Genomic DNA, 21,155 nt, shown 5'->3' with positions numbered 1-21,155 from the left:
AAATAAGATTTTTCATTAAGGCTAGTTGTGTTATTTATTTTTTGAAAAAAATCCCGCCTACTTTTTTTGGCTATCTGTAATATGTTTACAATCACTTTAATGTGATGGAAAAATGCTAACTTATACCACTAATGCACTTCAATTCATTTTGCTAGCGTTGCCATGGCACTTTCAAGTTAAATACAAAAGCAAGATTTATGGCACTTGAAATTTGGTATAGCTAAATCGCAATTAAACATCGCCCTATTATTTATAAATGGAACTCCCCTAATGAACAAACAACAACTTGCATCAAAAATTTGGCAATCTGCCAATAAAATGCGTTCCAAAATTGAAGCGAACGAATACAAAGATTATATTTTAGGCTTTATTTTCTATAAATTTCTCTCTGATAAATTAGAAAAATTTGTTCTTGGAGAAGGGCTTGCAAAAGATGATTTTGCCACACAACTTACCGAAGATGGCGAATTAGTGGATTTTATTAAGGACAATATCGGCTATTTTATCAGCTACGAACATCTATTCTCCACTTGGCTGGCACAAGGCTCGGATTTCAATATTGCCCATGTCCGCACCGCCATGAGTGCGTTTAGCCGTAATATTGCCGACAACTATACCGCTGTGTTTGACGGTATTTTCAAAACATTGGAATCAGGTTTGAGTAAATTGGGCGACACCGCCGCCAGCCAAACCAATGCCGTGAAAGATTTATTTGTCTTAATTGCCGATATTCCGATGGATGGTAAACAAGGCTATGATGTTTTAGGCTTTATTTATGAATATTTGATTAGTATGTTTGCTGCCAACGCGGGCAAAAAAGCAGGCGAATTTTATACGCCACACGAAGTATCGCTTTTAATGTCCGAAATCATCGCAGACCATTTAAAAGACCGTGAAGAAATCAGCATTTACGATCCAACCAGCGGTTCAGGTTCGTTATTGATTAACATCGGGCATAGCGTGGCAAAACATCTCAAAAATGCCAATAACATCAAATATTACGCCCAAGAACTTAAAGAAAACACCTACAACCTAACCCGTATGAACCTTGTGATGCGGGGTATTTTGCCGAGCAATATTTTTACACGCAATGCCGACACGCTAGAAGACGATTGGCCATTAGAAGGCGAACCGCTTTATTTGGACGCAGTCGTGTCCAATCCTCCTTATTCCCAACCTTGGAACCCCAAAGACAAGGAATCCGACCCACGCTATAAGCGTTTTGGCGTTGCGCCGCAAACCAAAGCCGACTTTGCCTTTTTATTACACGATTTATACCACTTAAAACCCGATGGCATGATGACCATTGTTCTACCGCATGGTGTGTTGTTCCGCGGTGGCGAAGAAGAAAATATCCGCAGAAATCTGATCGAATACAATCACATTGACGCCATTATCGGCTTACCTGCCAATATTTTCTTTGGCACAGGCATTCCTACCATCATCATGGTATTGCGACAAGAACGTGAACGCAAAGACGTGTTAATGATTGACGCGTCCAAACACTTTATCAAACTCGGTAAAAACAACCATCTTCAAGCCAGCGACATCAAACGCATTGTAGATTGCGTAACACACCGCCGTGAATTACCCAAATTCAGCCGCGTGGTGTCAAAAGAAGAAATCGTTGCCAACGGATATAATTTGAACATTCCACGCTATGTAGATTCTGCCGAACCTGCCGAACAATGGGATATCTTTGCCACCATGAACGGCGGTATTCCAAAAAGCGAATTAGCCCGGTTTAACGACTATTGGGCAGCGTTTAACGGCTTACAGGCAGCCTTATTTACCGACAACGGCACGCCTTATATGCAAGTTAAAACAGAGAATCTACAAACCGAAATCCAAAATCATCCAAGTGTTTTGGCATACAAAAAACAATTTGCCGAGCATTTTGCCGATTTTTCAGACGGCCTGGAAAAAATGCTGATTGAACCGATGCAAACGCTGAACATCGCCCAAACCAAAGGACAGCTTGCCGAGCTGATTCGCCAAAAAATAGCGGCGATGCCGCTTTTGGATTTTTACACCGCCTATCAAAAATTAGACGATTTATGGCGTGCCGAAAGTGCGGGCATTGCTGCCGATTTGGAAATGATTCAAACCGAAGGCAAACAAGCCATTAAGCAAGTAGACCCGTTTATGGTTATCAAAAAAGACAGCAAAACCAAAAAAGAAGCCGAAGTTCAAGACGGATGGGTCGGGCATATTTTGCCGTTTGAACTCGTGCAAGCAGTTAAATTACCCGAACAATTAAGCAGCCTGAAAACCAAAGAAAACCGCTTAACCGAAATCACCGCAGAAATTCAAAGCCTATTAGAAAATTTAAGCGAAGAAGAAAAAGCCAGCTCTGCCGTGAATGACGATGGCGACAGCTTTGTGAATGCCGAATTACCCAAAGCCTTACAGCAAGAACTGGAAGCCTGCGGCGTTATCATTGCCAAAAAAGCTGATTTAGCCAAAGCGATTGAAATCCACGTTTTTGCAGAAGACAGCTTAGGAGCAAAATTACAGGCTGCCTATCGCCTACTTGCCAAAGAAAAAACGCTTAAAACCCAAATCAGAACCGACAGCGCCCAATTGCACAGTGATACCAAAGCAACGATTGAAAACCTAAGCGACAGCGAAGCCCTAGATTTATTGCGTCAAAAATGGCTTGCCCCGTTGAATGAAGCGATGATTAGGCTGCCTGAAACCATGTTGGCACAATTTAGCCAACAGCTTACCGCCCTTTGCGAAAAATACGCCCAAACCTATCAACAAATCAGCCAAGAGAAAGCCGAAAGTGCCAACGCATTGGCAGAAATGATGAATGAGCTGACGGGCAATGAATTTGATTTACAAGGCATTGCCGCGTGGCAAGCGATTTTAAAAGCGTAGGAGAACAAAATGGATAAACCACAAACGCCACCGCTACGCTTTAAAGGGTTTACTGGTGATTGGAAAGAGAAAAATTTGGGTACTGTCGTTGAAATCATTGGTGGTGGAACGCCTGATACGACTATTCCAGAATATTGGAATGGTGATATAGATTGGTATTCTCCGAGTGAAATTGGCGATAAAGTATTTGTAAATGAAAGTGTGAGAAAAATCACTGCTCTTGGATTGCAAAAAAGTTCAGCCACAATCCTGCCTGCAAATAAAACAGTATTGTTCACATCACGTGCAAGCATTGGCGATATGGCAATTTTGACAAAGCAGGGAACAACAAATCAAGGTTTTCAATCTTTTGTTGTCGGGCCACGTTTAAATATTTATTTTCTTTACTCTATTGGATTTAAGATTAAAGAATATGCCTTAAAAAGAGCATCTGGTTCAACATTTTTAGAAGTATCTAAAAGTGTACTTTCACAGATGGAGTTTTTAGCCCCACAACTTCCCGAACAAGCCCAAATCGGCGATTTTTTCCGTCAATTAGACCAACAAATTGCTCAAGCTCGTGCCGTGTGGGAAAAAAGCATTCAGCTAAAAAAAGCGATGTTGGCAAAAATGTTTCCCGTTTCAGGCAGCCTGAAACCTGAAATCCGATTTAAAGGATTTATTGGGGATTGGGAAAGGAAGAGATTGGGGGATGTTGCCACAATCAAAACGGGCATTTCAAATAGAGAAGATTCAGATTCAACAGGTAAATATACATTTTTTGACCGTTCGCAAGATGTACGCAAAAGCAATAGATATTTATACGATTGCGAAGCGGTTATCATGGCTGGCGAAGGTTCGGAATTTTTACCAAAATATTTTGTCGGTAAATTTGATTTGCACCAACGAAGTTACGCAATCATGGATTTTCAAGAATGTAGTAGTCTATTTATGTTTTATTATTTACATCTAATGAATGATTATTTTTGTAATCAAGCCGTTGGCTCAACGGTTAAATCTTTACGTTTACCGATGTTTACCGAAATGCCCATTATTTTGCCAACAACCAAAAAAGAACAAACCCAAATCGGTAATTTTTTCCGCCAATTAGATAAAACCATTGCTTTGCAGGCTGCCGAACTGGAAAAATTAAACCAGCTTAAAAAAGGCTTGTTGTCGGTGATGTTGGTGTGAAAATAGTAAAAATGATGTTTTATGCCGTCTGAAAATACGCGACAAGAATATATTTAAGGCTGCCTGAAAATATTTAAACCAAGAGAATACAATATGAATACTGATTTAACAGTTTCCGTTATTGCCCGCGATAATGTGTTGAATAACAAATTCGCCCTTGCTCAATTAGAGCAAAATTTGGCATTAGGCGGGATTGGCTTTGAGGGTGAAACGGTGTTTACCAAATCGCAGGTTGCACAAATTTTAGAGGTAACAGAAAGGACGATTGACAATTATCTGAGCAATTTTACCGAAGAATTGCACAAAAACGGGTATCGCACCCTAAAAGGTAATTCTTTAAAAAATATAAAGTTAGCCTATGTCGACGAAAGCAATTTCGTCGACATCAACTCCAAAGCACCATCGCTTGGCATTTTCTCTTTTCGCGCGGTGTTAAATCTTGCGATGCTCGTCACAGAAAGCGAAAAAGCACGCTTTATCCGCAGCCGAATGCTTGATATTGTGATTGATGTCATCGCGCAAAAATCTGGCGGCTCAACAAAATTTATCAATCAACGAGATGCGGATTATTTGCCTGCTGCATTTTTAGAAGATAGCTATCGCAAACAATTTACCGATGCACTAAGAGACTATTTGCAGATGGGCAATCATAAATATGCCATTTATACCGATAAAATTTATCAGGCGGTTTTTTATGAAAATGCCAAAGAATATAAGCAAATTTTAAACTTGGCAGACAAAGATAAAACACGAGATACGATGTATTCAGAAGTGTTAAAGGCGATTGGCAGTTTTGAATGCGGATTGGCCGCTCAAATGAAAAATAAATCTGATGAGTTGGGCAGAAAATTATTGCCTGCCGAATTAGATGAGTTAATTGCCCAAGCCGAAAATAACCCTTTTATGCAACCGTTTATTTTAGACGCCAGAATCAAAATGGCTAGCCGAGATTTGGGGTTTAGAGAAGCTTTACACGAAAAATTAGAACACTATATCCAATCTATTCCTGAAAGTGATTTTGACCGTTTTTTAGGCGAAAAAAGCCGTTCTTTACAAGAGCAATTAGAAGATACCGCAACATTAGATGTGCTAAAACGCTTAAAGGACAGATAGATGACGATTAAGGTTGTTTATTTTGATGTGCCTCATGCGTTACAAGTACATGATTGGATTATTGCGCAATCTGGTGGTTTGTCAGGTATTCATGTCGGTGGTGAAGATAAATTGGATAGTGTTTTAGAACATATTCAAAACGATGTTTACTATCCGACTTTTGAAGAGAAACTTACGCATTTGCTTTATTCTATCAATAAATTGCATGCATTTCTTGATGGCAATAAGCGCGCAAGCTTGGTATTAGCAGCCTATTTTTTAGAATTAAATGGCTATGATTATTGTGTAAAAAGATTTGTGCTGGAAATGGAAAATATCGTTGTTTGGCTGGCTGACAGTAAAATCTCAAAAGAATTACTCGAAAAATTGGTGAAGTCGATTATTGATAATGAAGACGAATTTTCCGAAGCGGTAAAATATGAATTGATTTGTGCGATTAGCGAATAATCAATCCGCACAAAGTGAGAGAGATAAATATGTTTCATAAAGAATCTGCTTTTGAACAAGCCTTGATTGAAATGCTCCAAACCAGAGGTTGGGAAAAATCGGTGTTAAACCACCCGAGCGAAGAAGATTTAATCGCTAACTGGCAAGCGCATTTGAATAAAACCAATAGCCATATTGATAAGCTTGATGTGCCGTTAATCCGTTCGGAAATGAGCCAAATTTTGGAGCAGGTGCAAGAGCTGAAAACGCCTTATAGATTAAATGGATTTATCAATGGCAAAACGGTGGCGATTAAGCGTGAAAACACGGAAAGCCGCCATTTTGGTAAAGAAATTTCATTGGATATTTTTGACCGTGAAGAAATTTCCGCAGGCAAAAGCCGTTATCAAATTGCGGTACAACCGCATTTTTCGCCTAGAAGTGATTTATACCCCAAGCAGCGTGGCGATTTAATGCTGTTAATCAATGGTATGCCGATGTTTCATATTGAATTAAAGCGATCGGGCGTGCCAATTAGCCAAGCGACCAATCAAATTGAGCGATACCACAAAGCCGGGGCGTTTTCGGGGATTTTCAGCTTAGTGCAGATTTTTGTGGCGATGTCGCCTGAAGAATGCCGTTATTTTGCCAATACGAGCGGTGAACTTAATCCGGCGTTTTATTTCCGTTGGGCGGATTTTAATAATGTGTATATGGAAAGCTGGGACAAAATCGCTACGCATTTTTTGTCTATTCCTATGGCACACCAGTTTATCGGTGATTACACGATTGCCGATGCTAAAGATGAACAGCTGAAAGTATTGCGTAGCTATCAATATTACGCGGTGAACCAAATTGCCAATAAAGTGGCGAAAACTGATTGGCGTTCGGGCAATCAACGGGGCGGTTATATTTGGCACACAACAGGCTCGGGCAAAACGATGTCTAGCTTCAAATCAGCACAGTTAATCAGCAGACGTAAAGATGCGGATAAGGTGGTTTTTTTGCTTGACCGTATTGAACTGGGCAAGCAGTCGCTTGAAGAATATCAAAACTTTGCCGATGATGCTAAAGATGTACAAGCTACTGAAAACACGTCTATTCTATTGGCTAAGTTAAAAAGCAGCATTGACCGTGAACGCTTGATTGTTACGTCTATTCAAAAAATGAGTAATATTCAAGCCGAAGAGGGCGTTAATGAGGCAGATATTGAACTTATTCGCAGTAAGCGTGTGGTGTTTATTATTGATGAAGCCCATCGCACCACTTTTGGCGATATGTTGATTGCGATTAAACAAACTTTTCCAAACGCATTGTTCTTCGGTTTTACAGGCACGCCGATTGAAGATGAAAACGCCAAGAAAAATGCGACAACGGCAATGGTGTTTGGCGATGAATTGCACCGTTATTCCATTGCTGATGGCATTCGTGATGGCAATGTGTTGGGCTTTCATTTGTTTCATATCAGCACGTTTAAAGACCGTGATTTACGCAAAGTGGTGGCGTTGCAAGAAGCCAAAGCCAAAGATGAGGCCGAAGCATTTGCCGATGAAGCCAAAAAGAAAGTGTTTAATCGCTTTATGAACGATGTGCCAATGGCAGGCGAGCTTGGTAAATACGCTAAAGGCATTGAAGACTATGTGCCAAATGTGCAATATCAAACGGCTGAACACGTTAATGCGGTCATTGATGATATGCTGGATAATTGGCAACGATTAAGCCAAGGCAAGAAATATCATGCGATTTTGGCAACCAGCTCCATTCCCGAAGCAGTTAATTATTATCGTAAGTTTAAAGCAAGAAATTCAGGGCTGAAAATCACCGTATTGTTTGATCCAAGCATTGATAATGGTGGGCAAGGCCATGAGAAAGAAGAATGGATTGCCGAGATTTTGGCGGATTACAACGCCCAATTTGGTATGAAGTTTGGCTATGCCACTTATGCCAATTTCAAGGCGGATTTGTCGGACAGATTGTCGCATATTAAAGCGTATAAAAAAGTGAAACCCGATGAGCAACTGGATTTGTTGATTGTGGTGGACCAAATGCTAACAGGCTTTGACAGCAAATGGCTCAATACCCTGTATCTAGACAAAATGCTGGATTACGCCAATTTAATCCAAGCCTTTTCACGCACCAATCGTTTATGCGATAAAACCGATAAGCCGTTTGGTTTAATCCGTTATTATCGCAAACCGCATACCATGCAACGCAATATTGAAAAAGCGGTGAAATTGTATTCAGGTGACCGCCCTATGGGTTTATTTGTGGATAATCTGGATAAAATCATCCGTAAAATGAATGATAATTTTGCAGAGATTACCGATATTTTCAAACACGCAGGACAGCCGGACTTTGCCCAAAATCCTGATGATGCAGCGGCTTGTGCGAAATTTGTGAGGCTGTTTAATCAGCTCAATGATAACTTACAGGCTGCTCGATTATTGGGTTTTGTCTGGGAAAAATTAAGTTATGATGTGGCGCAGGAAGACGGTTCAACTATCACGGCAACGCTTAATTTTGACCGGCAAACCTACGACAAACTTTTGGCTCGTTACAAAGATTTGTATGAAGAGGGCGGTGGTGGTACGGGTGGTGATGACAGTTTGCCATTTGATTTGCGTTCGCACATCAATGAAATTGAAACGGACAAAATTGACCAAGATTATATGAATACCCGCTTCACCAAATGGCTCAAAGCCATTGATGAAGCAGAAAAAACCGCTGCTTTTGAAGAATTACTTTCTTCTTTTGCCACATTATCCAAAGAAGACCAAAAATTTGCCGAGCAGTTTTTGCATGATGTGCAATCTGGCAATATTAAGCCTGATTCCAAACTCATGTTAAATGACTACATTACGCAATACAAACAACAAGCCACCAATGATAAAATCCAACAAGTTATCAATGGTTTGGGTTTGAATGGCGATTTGTTACAAGATATGCTGGCAAGAAAATATACGCGTGAAAACTTGGATTTGGGCAAATTGAATGGATTAAAAGCCACAGTAAACAAAGAGCAGGCTGCTGCTTACTTTAATGAAAACCGCCCGATTTTTTTGAGTAAAAAGATTGATGAGTTTTTGCGAGAGTTTATTACAGATTGATTTTTAAACTATCAAACAACGCCATTACTGTTTAAGTAATGGCGTTGTTGTATGGAGGTTAGTTGAAAGTATGGCTGATTGCATAAAATGCACTCTGCCCAGCATTCTGTGACCTCTGCAAAATCCCTTTATCCGGCAAATCATTAATATTACGTAATGCCGTATCTCGTGAGCAGCTTACAAGCGCACCTATTGGCAGTTGTTATTTAGTTGCCCTTCAAAACCATCAGGCAAACGATAATCAGCATGCCATTTATTGAAATATTTGGTTAGAGTGGTTGGGAGAAATGAATGAAGAATTAAAAAATAATATATTGAATAATAAAAATATATTTTAAAATTAAAAAGTGTTGGAAAGTTTTAGCACCTAATCATAATTAGGCAGGCCTCCTCCCCGCCAAATAAAAAAAACCAAGCTATAGTAGCTTGGGATTTTTGTTTTTCTTAATAAATGAAGCAAGAAGATACCGCTTTATCTGCGTTTACCTTTTTTCTTTTGAGAGGTTGCTTTTTTATCAGAAACTGAGGGCTTACGGGTATTGTTACTTTCCGAAGCTTGCTTTTTAACCAGTGTGATTTTGCCATTCACCACTTTCAGAGCCTTGCTTTGCTTAGCAGTAGGGCTTGCAACATGACGTTTGGCTTTTTCATTCGCGGTGGATTTAGAAGGTTTGCGTTTACTTTCAGTTTGCCGCTCGTTATTTTTTTGTTTACCGTGTTTGCTTTTTTTGCTTAGGCTACCTCCGCTGATCAATGTGAGATCAATTTTGCTCGTATCTAAGTCGGCTCGGGCAACTTTTACAACCACTTCATCACCCATATTGAAGCGGATGCCGCTGCGCTCGCCCTCCATAGCCATGATTTCCGGACGGAAGTTAAAGTAGTCTTCGCCTAAATCACTAATATGCACCATACCTTCGATGTGGATATCCGAGAGAGTAACGAAAATACCAAAATTAGCCATACCTGATATGCGGCCTTGGAATACCTCGCCCACTTTATCGCGCATATAGTAAGTTTTCAGCCAGTTTTCAACATCACGGCTGGCTTCGTCTGCACGGCGTTCATTAAACGAACAGCTTACACCTAATGCTTGCCATGATTCGGGTTGATATTTTTCGCCATTTAACACGGCTTTTATAGCGCGGTGAACGGTAAGGTCGGGATAGCGGCGGATAGGGGAGGTGAAGTGAGCATAAGCTTCGTATGCCAAACCGAAATGGCCTTGGTTTTCTGGTTCGTAAACTGCCTGCTGCATTGAACGCAACAACATGACTTGCAGTAATTCGCGATCGGGTCGGTTTTTGATTTTTTCCGCCAATATTGCGTAGTCTTTCGGGGTGGGGTGGTCTCCGCCTTCCAAATGAAGGCCAAGCAAACCTAACTGTTCGCGTAAGGTTGCGAGCTTCTCAGGTGTTGGCCCCAAGTGGTTGCGGAAAAGCGAGGTATGCTTATTTTTAATCAGAAATTCTGCGGCACATACGTTGGCGGCCAACATACATTCTTCAATTAGTTTATGCGCATCATTGCGGACAACGGGTATGATTCGTTCGATTTTACCGTTGTCGTCAAATAGCATTTGTGTTTCTACACTTTCAAACTCCATTGCTCCTCGCTGCTCGCGTTTTTTTTGCAAGATTTGGAAGAGTTTGTATAAAGGTTCGATTTGGGCTTTGTGAGGGTAGTCACCGCCCGCTTCAATCCAGTTCCATACTTGGGTATAAGTAAGGCGTGCTTGGGACCGCATGACGGCAGGATAGAATTTATACTCCTTAATGTTGCCGGCATAAGTGATGAGCATATCGCAGACCATGCATAAACGTTCAACATCAGGATTAAGAGAGCAGATGCCGTTTGACAGCTTCTCGGGAAGCATGGGAATCACACGGCGCGGAAAGTAAACGCTGGTGGTTCTTTCCAGTGCGTCTTTATCAATGGCGTCTCCTGGACGCACATAATGGCTGACATCGGCAATAGCAACGACCAAGCGGTAATTACGGCCGATTTTTTCAGCATAAACGGCATCGTCAAAATCGCGCGCGGTTTCGCCGTCTATGGTTACCAAGGGCAAATCGCGTAAATCCACCCGGCCTTTTTCAGTAATTTCTTGTTTTAAAACATGTGTAGGAATCTTTTCGGCTGCTTTTAAGCAAGCATCACTGAATTCGTGCGGCAGATGGTGTTTGCGTACGGCAATTTCGATTTCCATACCGCTGTCGGCATAATCACCCAATACCTCAACCAATTTTGCAACGGCAGGGCGGTTGTGCTCGGGATAGCTTTCGATTTCACCAACGATGACTTGTCCGGGCTCAGGTTTGAATTCAGCCAGACTTTGAGGCTCGATAACAACGCTTTGGCTAAGGCGTTTATCTTCAGGTTCGAGAATGGCTATGCCGCGTTCCACATAAAAACGGCCGACAATTTGTTTTTGGGCACGTTCGACGATATCCAACACTTGGCCTTCGCGCCGTCCTCTGCGGTCGATACCTCCGGGGCGTACGGTAACAATATCACCGTGCATCAGGCCGCGCATATTACGCTCGGTCAGAACAAAATCGCCTTCACCGGTGGAGGTGAGTGGCACGGCAAAGCCGAATCCGTCTCGATGGGCTTCGATACGGCATTTTACCAATGCCAGTTTGTCGGCGGCACATAGGGCGCCTCGGCGGTTGATATGCAGTTGCCCATCGCGCGCCATGGCTTTGATACGACGCTTGAAAAATTCATATTCTGATTCGGTAATGGATAATTTTTCAGCCAATACGTCAATTTTAAGCGGAACACCTTCTTTCTCGAGGATTTCGGCAATCCATTCCCGGCTGGGAAGAGGGTTTTCATAGCGTTGCCGCTCACGATTTAAAAAAGGATCTTTCTCTCGCAGATTGAATAATTTAGATTTTTTTTTCATTTGTATGATTGACATTCTTTTGTTTAGATATATAATTGCATTCTTTCGTTAAGGCAACACTTTAACGTAAACAACAGATTAAAGCAAAGCCCAGGTGGCGGAATTGGTAGACGCGCTAGCTTCAGGTGCTAGTATCCTCACGGGTGTGGAAGTTCGAGTCTTCTCCTGGGCACCATTAATAAAAATGCATTAATTTGTTTGTTGTACAGCAAAATGTTGGTTTTAGCAAATTATTTAAAGCCCAGGTGGCGGAATTGGTAGACGCGCTAGCTTCAGGTGCTAGTATCCTCACGGGTGTGGAAGTTCGAGTCTTCTCCTGGGCACCACACTGAAAAACAGCAGCCTTTTTAGGTTGCTTTTTTTGCGTCTTAATATGGTTAATAAAAACTATGATATTCAATAAAAATAATGATTTGGGGTGGTTTTCGATTCTTTTGGCATCGGTTGTACATCCAATAACATTTAAGCTAATCCTGTAGAATCAATCTAAAAACGGGATATATTTCGGGGTATCTTACCAATATTTTTGAAAAAGCATCCCCATAATGCCGCTAATTAAAACATATTAAGCACTATGGAATTTCAGACGGCATTAATATCTACTTGGTTTGGTATTTGGTTATTTACCCCACAGGCGGTAAATTACTGAAATACCGCATTTGCAGAAAAAGTTGTTTTGAATTGGTAAATATATTGTTATATCACTTCAAGAAGTTTACGGTGCCGGCCACAATACGCATAATTTTATGCTAGTAAAAAATCTTCTCAAGATTGCTATAGAGCGGTTTTATTTTCGGTAGTTTGGGATATGATTTTAATGCACTGAGCAAAAAGGCGTAGATATTAATAAAGCCATGCCGTCTGAATATTTCAGACGGCATAGCTTTATTGCAGGTTTGTTATTTATAAGCTTTATTACAAAATGCAGTGGTTTTAATCATATGTATTTATTATCAAACATAAAAAGTACGGCTTCATATTATCGAATGATGTTTATTTTTTGAATGATAATGGGGGTAACCGGTACATTTTGATGATAACCTTTGCTGGTAGTGCGCGTTTTGGCAATATTGTTGACAATATCCATGCCGTTGGTTACACGTCCGAATACGGCATAGCCTGCACCTTGAGGGGTTGCATTTTTATAGTTAAGAAAATTGTTGTCGGTAACATTGATAAAAAATTGGCTGGTGGCAGAGTTGGGATTAGCCGTGCGTGCCATAGCGATCGTACCGACAGTATTTTTGAGGCCGTTTGCAGCTTCGTTGCTGATGGCTTTATCGGTAGCTTTTTGAACCATATCAGGCGTAAATCCGCCGCCTTGAATCATAAAACCGTCGATAACGCGGTGAAAAATCGTATTGTCGTAAAACCCTTTTTCGGCGTAGTTGACGAAATTAGCTACGGTTTTGGGGGCTTTCTGTTCATCCAGCAATAGCTCTATTTTGCCCATATTGGTATCAATAACAGCGCGTGTTTGTGCTTGCACGTTAAGGGCGGCAGTACCGAGTAGGGTGCCGAGAAGGATATTTTTCAAAGTGGTATTCATCGGAAGTTTTCCAGTGTAAAAGTTTAAAGATTTGCCGGCAAAATAGGCGGCTTTTTTCAGACGGCCTATTTTTTGGTTTTTATTGTGGGCATTATTATTACCTGATTCCGTGTTGCCATCTGTAAAACGGATGTAAAAGCTTATTTTATATTATTAGCGGTTGCCGTTACGTGGGTTCAACCATTGCCATTGCTCTTTTAACATTTCTGCTAAGGCTTGTTGACGCTGTTCGGGACTGTTTAATCCGGTGGTCAGGCGGGGATAGTCTATGGTAACCGAGGGGTTGTTGACGTCGCCATTGATTTTTAAAGGAACTGCTTTTGCATTGCGGTTGCGGGCGTTACGTATAATCAGGGTTTCAGAAAGAGTTTGCGAGGCAAGGTTGGTGCTGCCGCTGCTGTTGATGAGCAAAACGTCCGATATCAGCTCGCTGTTATTGTGGCGTAAGATACCTTGCTCGATATCGGCACTCATAGTCAAGCGGGAAAAGGGGGTCTGTACGTCGGCATCATAGCCGCCTAATTTGCTGTTGGTGCTGGCATTTCTAAGAATATTGCGCATGTCGAAGCCGATGAGGGCGCCGTTCGAAATGTTCAGTTGTAGGCTGCCTTTCAGGTTTTCCATGAGATTTTGTCGTGTGGTACCGCTGGCGGAAAAGTCGATAACGGCATTGCCGTTTCCGTTAATGCGATGATAGCCGAATAAATCTTGCAGGAGCGGGCGGATTTGGATATTTGTAGCAATTTGTTGTAGGTGGAATGTGGGCGGATTTGTATTTGCCATACTGATGCCGCCTTCCAAACTGCCATTGTAAAGAGAGGCGTTAAGGCGGGAGAGGCTGATACGCTGATTGTCGGCGTATAATTGTGCGTTTAGATTATCGGCCTGTATACCAGGTATTATCAAACTGCCGATACTGATATCGGCTTCGATGGCGGGTGTATTAGGTTGGGATAAAAATTTCGGATAAAGGGTATTAGAATCTTGTTTTTCCTGAAGATAAGGCGTGAGATTGAGCCGGTCAAGATTCAGATTTCCTGTAATTTTACCGCTGTTTTGTTGGTAGGCTGCTTGTAGGGTAACCGGTTGTCGGTCGAAAAGTCCTTGCAGGTTGGTTTGCCAGTTGCCGTTTTTGTAGCTGAATGAACCGTCCAGTTGGCTAATAAACCGGGGTTGAGGTGCTGAAGGATTATCTTGGATGCTGGTAAAGCTAAAACGGGAAGATTCAATATCATCATTTTGTTGCCAATTGACCGGGCCTGCGAAAGTAAAATTGGTTTGGTTGCGGGTATTTTTGTAGCTACCTGTCAGTCCCGCTTCTCCGATGGTCACTATAGTAGGGCGTAGGCTGATTTTATTGAGTTTGATTGCAGCATCCCATTGGTTACCGCTTTCTTTTGCCGTCAGTACACTGCCAAATTCATTGATAGAGACATGATTATTTTGCCAAATAATTTGGGGTGTTTGGGCATTGATATGAAGGTTTAGTGCAGTATTGTCGGCACTCAGGCGCACATTTTGCAGATTGAGGGTTTGGTTTTGGGGCTGCCAGTTTAAGCTGCTTTCAGATTGGATCTGGATTTTGCGGCCTTTTATATCTGCGTCGGCTTTGAGGGCTAATTTGGGAATACGCCAGCCATCAGACGCCTGCATTAAACGGCCTTCGCCGCCCAATACGGCTTTGCCTTTGGCACCGGCATCGGTAGTACCCGAAAAATCGAATATTTTTTCAGAGCCGTTAAGATTTTTGCCGTTAAAACGTAGGTCGCTGATGAAATAGTGATGCTTGGGAAGATTCAGTTTGATGCGGCTATTTTCAACAATAAGGCGGTTGAGCTGTATGTTCGTTGATGACCTGCGCCAAAGATCGGCTAGACTCCAGTTACCGCTTGCGTCACGGTTTAGCTCTATATCTGCCCCTTTGATCACCCATTTTTCTATTGTGGTAGTTTGGTTGAAGAGGCTTTTCCAAGATAAGCCTATTTTCATTTCTTTGATATATACGGCATCGGCTTGGCTATTGGGTTTGCTGATAGAAAGGTTGTGTAGGGTAACGGTTGGTCGAGGCAGCCAGCTGCGCCCGATTTGTGCATGGATGCGCGTGTTTCTACCGCTGCCGGCTGTAAATTTATCCAGTTCGGTTTGGATTTTTTGAGGGCTGAAGATTTCCCTAAGGGCAACTTGCAGACCAAGCGCCAGCAGCAGAGCGGCAAGTGCGCCGAAGATGATGGTTTTCAGCCAGAATTTGCCTGAGCGTAAAAAGTGAATCATAGGGAAGATAGCCGCAAAAATTGTTTTCGTTAAAATCTTATAATGATGAACACAAATACTGAATCCCACAAGCTTTAAAATACTAAATATTGTAAATATTTTTAGAAAAACTAAATACCGTAAGGGGTGTTATTGGGATGTTGGCAGGGGAAATATTGGCGAGTGGTGGGAATGTTGCTACTATGGAACCATTAGTTTTCAGGAGAAATAAAGATGTTGATTGTGATGCGCAAGCACGCTTCGGACGAGGCGATCGCACAAGTGGTGGATTTAATCCGCCGGCGCGGTTTGCAGGAGCATATTTCCAGAGGAGAGGAGCGTACGATTATCGGTGCCGTAGGTGATGAAAGGGTATTGCACCTGCATGAGGTTAATACGCTGCCGGAAGTGGAGCGTGCGATCCGCGTATTGAACGACTGGCGCATCATCAGCCGTGAGACCCAACCTCAAGACAGTACGATTACCGTGCGCGGTGTAGAGTTCGGTGGTGGAAAAATATTGGATATTGCTACGGCAGGCAGTGAGACTGAGGCGGCAGATGCAGTATATACCGATCCGTTTTTTGTACCGCGCGGCCCCTATGCCGAGCTTGAATATGCCGGTGAGAAAGTACAAATCCGCACAATGCAACAAGAAGTGGCACGTTGCCATGAAGCAGGCAAACCTGTGTTGGTGCGCATTCGCGATGTCCGCCAAATCGCTCCGGCCTTGGCTGCAGAGGCAGACGTGCTTTATTTGGGCGGCGAGTTGATGACTAACCGCGCATTGCAAGACGAAGTAGGCCGTCTGAATACCCCTGTTGTTCTGTGTAAAGACAAACATCACAGGGTAGACGATTGGCTGGTGGCGGCAGAACATATCGCTTTGCACGGCAACCATCATATTATTTTGGGAGAGGCGGGTACGCTGAGTTTCGAGCCGGAACATACTTACCGTTTGGATGTAGATGCCATCGTGCGCGTGCGCAAATTAAGCCATTTGCCCGTTATTGCCAACATTACCCGCCTGTGGCACGGTGATATGCCGCAGGAAGTGCTTTACCGTTTGGCTGAAGCGGCAGGTGTAAACGGCGTAGTGAACAGTTTATAAACGTTGATTTTGAAAAGAGGCCGTCTGAAATTCAGACGGCCTTTGTTTTTATTTCGGTATCGAAATCGTTTAAAATGGCTGCCTGAAAACTATAGTGCATAAAGTTTGCGAGATGAATGCCGATACGCAGAAACAGCTTAAAATTACCGAAAATACCGCTAAAAAACTCGATAAACTGAATATCCGCAGCGTTTGGGATGCGGTGTTGCACCTGCCTTTGCGTTATGAAGACGAAACCCATATTACCCCGATTGCCGATGCGCGCCCCGGTGTGCCTTGTCAGGTTGAAGGCGAGGTAGTGCATCAAGAGGTACAGTTCAGGCCGCGCCGGCAACTGATTGTTCAGATGCGCGACGGATCCGGCAGCGTATTGTTTTTGCGTTTTATCCATTTTTACCCCAGTCATCAAAAGCAAATGGCCGAAGGCAAGCGTATCCGTGCGGTGGGTGAAATCAAGCAAGGTTTTTTCGGCAGCGAGATGATACATCCGAAGATACGTGATGCCGAAAGCAGTGGTTTGGCAGAAAGCCTTACCCCTGTTTATCCGACCGTAAACGGCTTAAACCAGCCTACCTTGCGCCGCATTATTCAGACGGCATTAGACGTTACGCCATTGTATGATACTTTGCCTGACGAATTGCTAGGCCGTTTGAAACTGCCGCATTTGGCCGAAAGCTTACGGTTATTGCACTCCCCGCCGCCCGATTACACGATTCACCAACTTTCAGACGGCACTTTGCCCGCGTGGCAACGGCTGAAATTCGACGAACTGCTGGCGCAGCAGCTTTCTATGCATTTGGCACGGCAAAAGCGTATCAGCGGCAGTGCCAAAGCTTTGCTGGGCAGCGGCGAACTATCTGCAAAATTGTTAAACAGCCTGCCTTTCTCCCTTACCGGAGCACAACAGCGCGTATTGGATGAAATCCGCCACGATATGGCGCAAACCTTTCCCATGCACCGGCTTTTGCAAGGCGACGTGGGCAGTGGTAAAACGATTGTGGCCGCATTATCAGCGCTTACCGCGATTGAAGCGGGCTACCAAGTGGCGGTGATGGCGCCCACTGAAATTTTGGCGGAGCAGCACTATATCAAATTCAAACAATGGCTTGAGCCTTTGGGTTTGAATGTGGCATGGCTATCGGGTAGCCTGCGTAAAAAAGCCAAAGATGCGGCTAAAACCGCCTTGGAAAACGGCGAAACCTTGTTGGCAGTCGGCACGCATGCCTTATTTCAAGAAGACGTGCGCTTTCAAAATCTCGGCTTGGTGATTGTGGACGAACAGCACCGCTTCGGTGTGGCGCAACGTTTGGCTTTAAAAAATAAAGGTGAAGACGTACACCAACTGATGATGTCGGCTACGCCTATCCCGCGAACATTGGCGATGAGTTTTTTTGCCGATTTGGACGTATCCGTTATCGATGAATTACCGCCCAATCGAACACCGATTAAAACGCGGTTGGTGAACAGTTTGCGCCGCGCAGAAGTAGAGAGCTTCGTATTATCCACTTGTTTGAAAGGGCAGCAGGCCTATTGGGTATGCCCGCTGATTGAAGAAAGCGAAACGCTGCAACTGCAAACCGCTACCGAAACCTTAACCCAACTTCAGACGGCCTTGCCGCAACTGAACATAGGTTTGGTACACGGGCGTATGAAAGCTGCCGAAAAAGCCGCCGTGATGGCTGAATTTTCGACAGGCCGTCTGAATGTTTTGGTGGCGACTACTGTAATCGAAGTCGGTGTGGACGTGCCTAATGCCAGCCTGATGGTGATAGAACATGCGGAACGCATGGGGTTGGCGCAACTGCACCAATTACGCGGACGGGTAGGGCGCGGTGCCGCAGCCAGCGCGTGTGTATTGCTGTTTTCCGAACCCTTGAGCGAATTGGCCAAAGCCCGTTTGAAAGTGATTTACGAGCATACGGACGGCTTTGAAATCGCGCGGCAGGATTTGAACATACGCGGACCGGGCGAATTTCTCGGCGCGCGGCAGAGCGGCGTACCCATGTTGCGCTTTGCCGATTTGCAGGAAGACCTGCATCTTTTGGAAACGGCGCGCAATATCGCCCCGCAATTGATAGACGAACGCCCCGATATTGTCGAAGCCCACCTTAACCGGTGGTTATCCAGCAGAGAGCAGTATTTGGGCGTATAGCCGGGATACTTTTAAGGCAAACAGAGGCCGTCTGAAACTTATATTTCAGACGGCCTTAAATATGTGGGCATTTAGAAAGTATATTTCACTTTGATACCGGCTTCATGAGTATAGTTTTTAGGTTCTACCGCCTCAAAAGCTTCATTTGTTTGAGCGTCAAAATGAGTAGCGGTATCTGAATCGAATACTTTCCAGCCTCGATAGAAGGGGCCGACACTCAATTTTCCGTGTGTGCCGAAGGTTTTGCTCACGGGCAAATCCACTTCAAGGCCTTGGCCGTTGCGCTGCTTGTTGACAATGGTACCGTTATGCAAATAAGAAAGTTGGCGGCCGTAAATGGCGCGGTTGTAACCGATTTTGGGGTTGAATTCAAATGATTTCGGCAGTTTGATATCAACACCTGCGCCAACGTGAACATAAGCGGTTTTATTTTTGCGGCTATAATCTTCCGGATCGCTTTTACCGCTTAAATCATGCAAGGTGCGGTAGCCCAAACCGGTTTCCAGTTGCAGCGTGAATTGTTCGTTGAGCGGGCGGCTGTATTCATAAATTACACGGGCATCGGTGGATTTGCGCTCGATATTGTGTTGGCGTACAGAGCCGTAAGGCGTGCCCTGAGGGTTTTCATCACTGGGGTTTTCACCGCCGATATAGTCGATTTTGCCTTTTGAATAACGGCCTTCAAATTTGACGGCGTGTTGTTCGTTTAAGCGGTATTTTACTTCACTGTTAACAGACCATAAATTACCGTGCTGCTGCATAAAGCGGTCATCACCATTTTGGTACTCGCGATACGTTTCTTGATAGCGTTCGCCGCCTACGCTGAATTCCAGAGGTTTCGCTGCGGCCAGTTGATGGGTAAAGAGAAAACTGCTTGCTAAGAATAAAAGCGATTTTGAGGTCATAATGTTATAATATAACTATTAAAGGGGCTGGCATTATAATGTTTGCCTCACGCAAAATCAAAAATTATTTCCAATATGCCGATATATTAGTTTGTATTTTAAATATATAAATAATTCAATTGTTTATTTAATTTGCGCATACAAAAATGCCGTCTGAAATTTGGTTTCAGACGGCATTTTATTTAAGCCCGGTAAAATATTCGGCTTAATTTATGAGCTATATCAAACAAACATCAGCCTAAAAAGTTTGCGAACAATGTCAGAATAAACGCATTTACAAAATCTATGAAGAATGCGCCAATCATCGGCACAATTAAAAATGCTTTATGCGAAGGGCCGAAGTGCTGGGTAACGGATTGCATATTGGCTACTGCGGTCGGCGTTGCGCCCATACCGAAGCCGCAATGGCCAGCAGCCAATACGGCGGCATCATAGTTTTTGCCCATTACTCTAAAGGTAACAAAATAAGCAAACAAAGCCATAACGATAGTTTGCACGGTTAGGATAATCAGCATCGGCAAAGCAAGATCCAACAATTGCCATAATTTGAGATTCAGTAGTGCGATACCCAAAAACAGGCTGAGCGAGGCGTTGCCGAATACATCAATGGCACGGTCGAACATATTGAATTTGAATACCGTGGTCAGCACGTTCCGCAAAATCACGCCGAAGAAAAGCGCCCATATAAACTGCGGTAAGGTGAAGCTTTCGGGCAGCCAAGCTTTTACTTGGGGGGTGGTCATCAAAGCGGAAAATGCCAAGCAGGCGGCAAAAAGCGCCATGGTTTCGATTGCCGTGGTAGCGGTAATCAGGCGGGGCTGCTCGGCGTGTTCGAACGTATTGTCTACGGTTGAAGCAATATCGGTATCCTGTTGATTGCCTGCTTTAGCGTGCTCTTGGGAGCTGATCTGTTTCATACCCATATTGTTCACCAGCTTGCGCGCTACCGGGCCGCCGATCAAACCGCCCAAAACCAAGCCGAAAGTCGCACTGGCCATACCTAAATCGATCGCACCGGTAATATGGTATTTTTCCTCCAATACCTTGCCCCATGCGCCCGCCGTACCATGGCCGCCGACAAGTGTAATCGAGCCGGTGATCAGGCCGACAATCGGTTTTAAATCAAGCAAAGCAGCAAGCCCGACACCCACTACGTTTTGAACGATAATAAATACGCTTACCACCGCCAAAAAAAGCACCAATGCCGCACCGCCGGCTTTCAAGCGGGAAAAATCCGCACTTAATCCGATAGAGGAGAAGAAAATCAACATAAACGCCGTTTGCAGGCCTTGGTCGAAGCTAAATGACAAACCGCTGCTTGTATATAAAAGATAAATAATTATCGCTGCCAGCAAACCACCCGCCACAGGCTCGGGAATATTGAAATTTTGAAGGAATTTTATTTTGTTAACCAGCAAACGACCGACTAACAAAACCAACGTGGCGACAATAAGCGTGTAGTAAGGATCAACGACAATAGAATCCATAAAGTACCTTTTTATAAATTAATGTTAATGTTTTGATAAGTTGAGTGCGGGGCAAGATGATAAACGTTATCCGGTAGGTTTGCCAAGTT

12 protein-coding genes and 2 tRNA genes are annotated in these 21,155 nt (G+C 43.5%); 9 read left to right on the top strand and 5 right to left on the bottom strand.

What is annotated here, in order from left to right; translation table 11 throughout:
- Positions 1-270: 270 nt before the first annotated feature.
- The 5 genes from ACEPPX_RS01305 to ACEPPX_RS01285 all read left to right on the top strand — a co-directional run bounded on the left by ACEPPX_RS01305 (position 271) and on the right by ACEPPX_RS01285 (position 8,702).
- On the top strand, positions 271-2,883 hold the full coding sequence (locus ACEPPX_RS01305) for a type I restriction-modification system subunit M (protein WP_416622627.1): 2,613 nt from the start codon (positions 271-273) through the stop codon (positions 2,881-2,883).
- 9 nt (positions 2,884-2,892) lie between these two features.
- Positions 2,893-4,056 (top strand): restriction endonuclease subunit S, encoded by a 1,164-nt coding sequence (locus ACEPPX_RS01300; RefSeq protein ID WP_416622626.1) that lies wholly within the window; start codon positions 2,893-2,895, stop codon positions 4,054-4,056.
- 93 nt (positions 4,057-4,149) lie between these two features.
- Positions 4,150-5,169: a hypothetical protein gene (locus ACEPPX_RS01295; protein ID WP_416622625.1), complete on the top strand. Its 1,020-nt coding sequence runs from the start codon at positions 4,150-4,152 to the stop codon at positions 5,167-5,169.
- Positions 5,170-5,616 carry a type II toxin-antitoxin system death-on-curing family toxin gene (locus tag ACEPPX_RS01290; protein WP_416622624.1) on the top strand — a complete coding sequence of 149 codons (447 nt, stop codon included), beginning with the start codon at positions 5,170-5,172 and terminating at the stop codon, positions 5,614-5,616.
- Between the two features lie 29 nt (positions 5,617-5,645).
- Positions 5,646-8,702 carry a type I restriction endonuclease subunit R gene (locus ACEPPX_RS01285; RefSeq protein WP_416622623.1) on the top strand — a complete coding sequence of 1,019 codons (3,057 nt, stop codon included), beginning with the start codon at positions 5,646-5,648 and terminating at the stop codon, positions 8,700-8,702.
- A gap of 472 nt (positions 8,703-9,174) precedes the next feature.
- On the opposite strand, the gene rnr is transcribed toward ACEPPX_RS01285, so the two are convergent.
- Positions 9,175-11,628, bottom strand: coding sequence for a ribonuclease R (gene rnr, locus ACEPPX_RS01280; RefSeq protein ID WP_416622622.1), 2,454 nt, complete (start codon positions 11,626-11,628; stop codon positions 9,175-9,177).
- A gap of 73 nt (positions 11,629-11,701) precedes the next feature.
- Here rnr and ACEPPX_RS01275 point away from each other — a divergent pair.
- Both ACEPPX_RS01275 and ACEPPX_RS01270 read left to right on the top strand, forming a co-directional pair.
- A tRNA-Leu gene (locus ACEPPX_RS01275) sits at positions 11,702-11,788 on the top strand.
- Positions 11,789-11,852: 64 nt separating this feature from the next.
- Positions 11,853-11,939: transfer RNA gene (locus ACEPPX_RS01270), tRNA-Leu, on the top strand.
- Positions 11,940-12,592: 653 nt separating this feature from the next.
- On the opposite strand, the gene ACEPPX_RS01265 is transcribed toward ACEPPX_RS01270, so the two are convergent.
- Both ACEPPX_RS01265 and ACEPPX_RS01260 read right to left on the bottom strand, forming a co-directional pair.
- Positions 12,593-13,162 carry a peptidylprolyl isomerase gene (locus tag ACEPPX_RS01265; protein ID WP_416622621.1) on the bottom strand — a complete coding sequence of 190 codons (570 nt, stop codon included), beginning with the start codon at positions 13,160-13,162 and terminating at the stop codon, positions 12,593-12,595.
- A gap of 153 nt (positions 13,163-13,315) precedes the next feature.
- The gene (locus ACEPPX_RS01260; RefSeq protein WP_416622620.1) at positions 13,316-15,433 is read right to left on the bottom strand and encodes an AsmA family protein; all 2,118 of its coding nucleotides are present in this window, start codon (positions 15,431-15,433) and stop codon (positions 13,316-13,318) included.
- Positions 15,434-15,646: 213 nt separating this feature from the next.
- On the opposite strand from ACEPPX_RS01260, the gene ACEPPX_RS01255 reads away from it, so the two are divergent.
- Both ACEPPX_RS01255 and recG read left to right on the top strand, forming a co-directional pair.
- Entirely contained in the window at positions 15,647-16,522 is an 876-nt protein-coding gene (locus ACEPPX_RS01255) for a chorismate mutase (RefSeq protein WP_416622619.1), read from the top strand.
- Between the two features lie 112 nt (positions 16,523-16,634).
- Positions 16,635-18,674 (top strand): ATP-dependent DNA helicase RecG, encoded by a 2,040-nt coding sequence (recG, locus tag ACEPPX_RS01250; RefSeq protein ID WP_416622694.1) that lies wholly within the window; start codon positions 16,635-16,637, stop codon positions 18,672-18,674.
- Between the two features lie 71 nt (positions 18,675-18,745).
- Here recG and ACEPPX_RS01245 read toward each other — a convergent pair whose 3' ends face one another.
- Positions 18,746-19,579: an outer membrane beta-barrel protein gene (locus ACEPPX_RS01245; RefSeq protein WP_416622618.1), complete on the bottom strand. Its 834-nt coding sequence runs from the start codon at positions 19,577-19,579 to the stop codon at positions 18,746-18,748.
- 233 nt (positions 19,580-19,812) lie between these two features.
- A complete protein-coding gene (gene gltS, locus ACEPPX_RS01240; RefSeq protein ID WP_416622617.1) occupies positions 19,813-21,066 on the bottom strand; it encodes a sodium/glutamate symporter in 1,254 nt (417 codons plus the stop codon).
- Between the last annotated feature and the right edge of the window lie 89 nt (positions 21,067-21,155).

It is taken from the genome of Neisseria sp. S1, from assembly GCF_048060015.1.
Classification (GTDB): Bacteria; Pseudomonadota; Gammaproteobacteria; order Burkholderiales; family Neisseriaceae; genus Neisseria; species Neisseria arctica.
Note: the sequence above shows the minus strand (reverse complement) of the source record. Positions and strands in the feature narration are given on the sequence as shown.

Coding starts and splice junctions, on each gene's coding strand:
- ACEPPX_RS01305 (WP_416622627.1), top strand. CDS start 271: ATGAACAAACAACAACTTGCATCAAAAATTTGGCAATCTGCCAATAAA.
- ACEPPX_RS01300 (WP_416622626.1), top strand. CDS start 2,893: ATGGATAAACCACAAACGCCACCGCTACGCTTTAAAGGGTTTACTGGT.
- ACEPPX_RS01295 (WP_416622625.1), top strand. CDS start 4,150: ATGAATACTGATTTAACAGTTTCCGTTATTGCCCGCGATAATGTGTTG.
- ACEPPX_RS01290 (WP_416622624.1), top strand. CDS start 5,170: ATGACGATTAAGGTTGTTTATTTTGATGTGCCTCATGCGTTACAAGTA.
- ACEPPX_RS01285 (WP_416622623.1), top strand. CDS start 5,646: ATGTTTCATAAAGAATCTGCTTTTGAACAAGCCTTGATTGAAATGCTC.
- rnr (WP_416622622.1), bottom strand. CDS start 11,628: ATGTCAATCATACAAATGAAAAAAAAATCTAAATTATTCAATCTGCGA.
- ACEPPX_RS01265 (WP_416622621.1), bottom strand. CDS start 13,162: ATGAATACCACTTTGAAAAATATCCTTCTCGGCACCCTACTCGGTACT.
- ACEPPX_RS01260 (WP_416622620.1), bottom strand. CDS start 15,433: ATGATTCACTTTTTACGCTCAGGCAAATTCTGGCTGAAAACCATCATC.
- ACEPPX_RS01255 (WP_416622619.1), top strand. CDS start 15,647: ATGTTGATTGTGATGCGCAAGCACGCTTCGGACGAGGCGATCGCACAA.
- recG (WP_416622694.1), top strand. CDS start 16,635: ATGAATGCCGATACGCAGAAACAGCTTAAAATTACCGAAAATACCGCT.
- ACEPPX_RS01245 (WP_416622618.1), bottom strand. CDS start 19,579: ATGACCTCAAAATCGCTTTTATTCTTAGCAAGCAGTTTTCTCTTTACC.
- gltS (WP_416622617.1), bottom strand. CDS start 21,066: ATGGATTCTATTGTCGTTGATCCTTACTACACGCTTATTGTCGCCACG.